General features: G+C 70.1%; 1 protein-coding gene. It reads left to right on the plus strand.

Going from position 1 to position 2,764, the window contains the following annotated elements:
• Positions 1-207 precede the first annotated feature (207 nt).
• The coding region (gene putA / locus AACZ35_RS13755) for a bifunctional proline dehydrogenase/L-glutamate gamma-semialdehyde dehydrogenase PutA (protein WP_339830249.1) at positions 208-2,764 on the plus strand (2,557 nt) is incomplete at its 3' end.

Consider the following 2,764-nt stretch of genomic DNA (forward strand, 5'->3'; position numbering starts at 1 on the left):
TACGTCGCCGGCAGCCCAGGGGGCGGCCAGCGGCAAAGGACGCAGGGCAGGAGAACTGGCGGATTTTAGCGACCCGCGCGACGGGGGGGCAAGCCAAACCGGAACCCCTTCGTCCGGAAAGGTGAACGCGGACCGCTTTCGGCGCCCCCGGGCGCGGCCTTAGAATCCGCGTTCACGCGCTGCCAGCGCCGACCACCACGGACCCCTGTGACCCCGATCCTGAGCCCTGAACTGCCCGGCGCGCCGTCGGATCTGCGCGCCCGGATCACCGCGGCCTTCCACCGCGACGAGGCCGAACACCTGGCCGGCCTGCTGGAAATGGCCCGCCTGCCCTCCGCCGAGCAGGCCGCGGTGCAGGCCGCCGCCGTGGGCCTGGTCGAACGCACCCGGGTGCGCGGGGCCGACCCGGGCATGGTGGAGGCCTTCATGCGCCAGTACGACCTGTCCAGCGAGGAAGGCGTGCTGCTGATGTGCGTGGCCGAGGCCCTGCTGCGGGTGCCCGACCGGGCCACGGCCGACAAGCTGATCCGGGACAAGCTGGGCGACGCCGACTGGGACAAGCACATGGGCCGGTCCAGTTCGGTGCTGGTCAATGCCTCCACCTGGGGCCTGATGCTGACCGGCCGCATGGTCAACCTGGCCGACGAAACCCGCCGCAACGCCGTCGGCGCCTTCCGTCGCCTGGTCGGCCGGGCCGGCGAACCGGCGATCCGCCTGGCCGTGCGCCAGGCGATGCGCATCATGGGCCACCAGTTCGTCATGGGCCGCACCATCGCCGAGGCGCTGGAGCGCAGCCGCAAGGGCGAGGCGGCCAACTATCTGTATTCGTTCGACATGCTGGGCGAGGCGGCCTTCACCCAGGCCGACGCCGACCGCTACCTGAAGGCCTACCGCGATGCCATCGGCGCGATCGGCGCCGGCGGGCCTTTCAAGGACGTGTTCCAGGCGCCGTCGATCTCGGTGAAGCTTTCCGCCCTGCACCCGCGCTATGAACTGGCCCAGCGCGCCCGCGTGCAGGCCGAACTGACCCCGCGGGTGCTGGAACTGGCCCGGCTGGCCAAGGCCCAGGGCATCGGCTTCACCATCGACGCCGAAGAATCCGAGCGCCTGGAGCTGAGCCTGGACGTCATTGCCGGCGCCTACGAGGATGCTTCTCTGGAAGGCTGGGAAGGCTACGGCCTGGCCGTGCAGGCCTACCAGAAGCGCGCGCCCTACGTCATTGACTACATCGTCGACCTGGCCCGCCGCAGCGGCCGGCGCATCCCGATGCGCCTGGTGAAGGGCGCGTACTGGGACAGCGAGGTCAAGAAGGCCCAGGCCGACGGCTACCCGGGCTTCCCGGTGTTCACCCGCAAGGTGAACACCGACGTGAGCTACCTGGCCTGCGCGCGGCAGATGCTGGCGGCGACGGATGCGATCTATCCGATGTTCGCGACGCACAACGCGCATACGATCGCGGCGATCCACCATTACGCCAAGGGCGGGGCCGGCAAGTTCGAGTACCAGAAGCTGCACGGCATGGGCGACGACCTGTATGCCGAGGTGGTGCCGGCCGACAAGCTGGGCGTGCCCTGCCGCGTGTATGCGCCGGTGGGCTCGCACGAAGACCTGCTGCCCTACCTGGTGCGGCGCCTGCTGGAAAACGGCGCCAATTCCAGCTTCGTCAACCGCATCACCGACGAATCCCTGCCGGCCGCCGACCTGGTCGCCGACCCGGTGGCCGTGGCCTCGGCGTTCGAATCCAAGCCCCATCCCCGCATTCCCATGCCGCGCGCGCTGTTCCGGGCCGCCGGCGAAGACAGGACCAATTCCATGGGCGCCAATCTCGCCAACGACGACACCCTTGCCACCCTCGCGCGCGAAATGAACGCCGCGCTCGCCCCGGTGTCGGCCATGCCGCTGGTGCCCGGCGCCAAGCCCGCCGGCGAAAAGGTGAAGGTGACCAACCCCGCCGACCGCCGCGAAGTGGTGGGCGAGTACGTCAACGCCGACGCCGCCACCGTCGAACTGGCGATCGCCAACGCCGTGGCCGCGCAGCCGGGCTGGGACAAGATGCCGGCGGCCAGCCGCGCGCGCATCCTGGAACACGCGGCCGACCTGCTGGAGCAGCGCATGGGCGCCTTCATGGCGATCTGCGTGAAGGAAGCCGGCAAGTCCATCGCTTCCTCGGTGGGCGAGGTGCGCGAGGCCGTGGACTTCCTGCGCTATTACGCCATGCAGTCGCGCAAGCTGTTCGGCGCGCCGGAAAAGCTGCCCGGCCCCACCGGTGAATCGAACGAACTGTGGCTGCACGGCAAGGGCGTGTTCGCCTGCATCAGCCCCTGGAACTTCCCGCTGGCGATCTACCTGGGCCAGGTGGCCGCGGCGCTGGCCTCGGGCAATACCGTGGTGGCCAAGCCCGCCGAGCAGACCAGCCTCACCGCTTTCCTGGCCACGCAGCTTCTGCACGAGGCCGGCGTGCCCAGGGACGTGCTGCAGTTCGTGCCCGGCGACGGTGCAACCGTCGGCGCGGCGCTGACCAAGGACCCGCGCATCGCCGGCGTGGTTTTCACGGGATCGACCGAAACCGCCTGGGTGATCAACCGCGCCCTGGCCGCGCGCAAGGCGCCGATTGCCGCGCTGATTGCCGAAACCGGCGGCCAGAACGCGCTTATCGCCGACTCGTCGGCCCTGCCCGAGCAGCTGGTGAAGGACGCCATGACCTCGGCCTTCGATTCGGCCGGCCAGCGCTGCTCGGCGGCGCGCGTGCTGTACGTGCAGTCCG

It is taken from the genome of uncultured Arenimonas sp., from assembly GCF_963976025.1.
Lineage (GTDB): Bacteria > Pseudomonadota > Gammaproteobacteria > Xanthomonadales > Xanthomonadaceae > Arenimonas.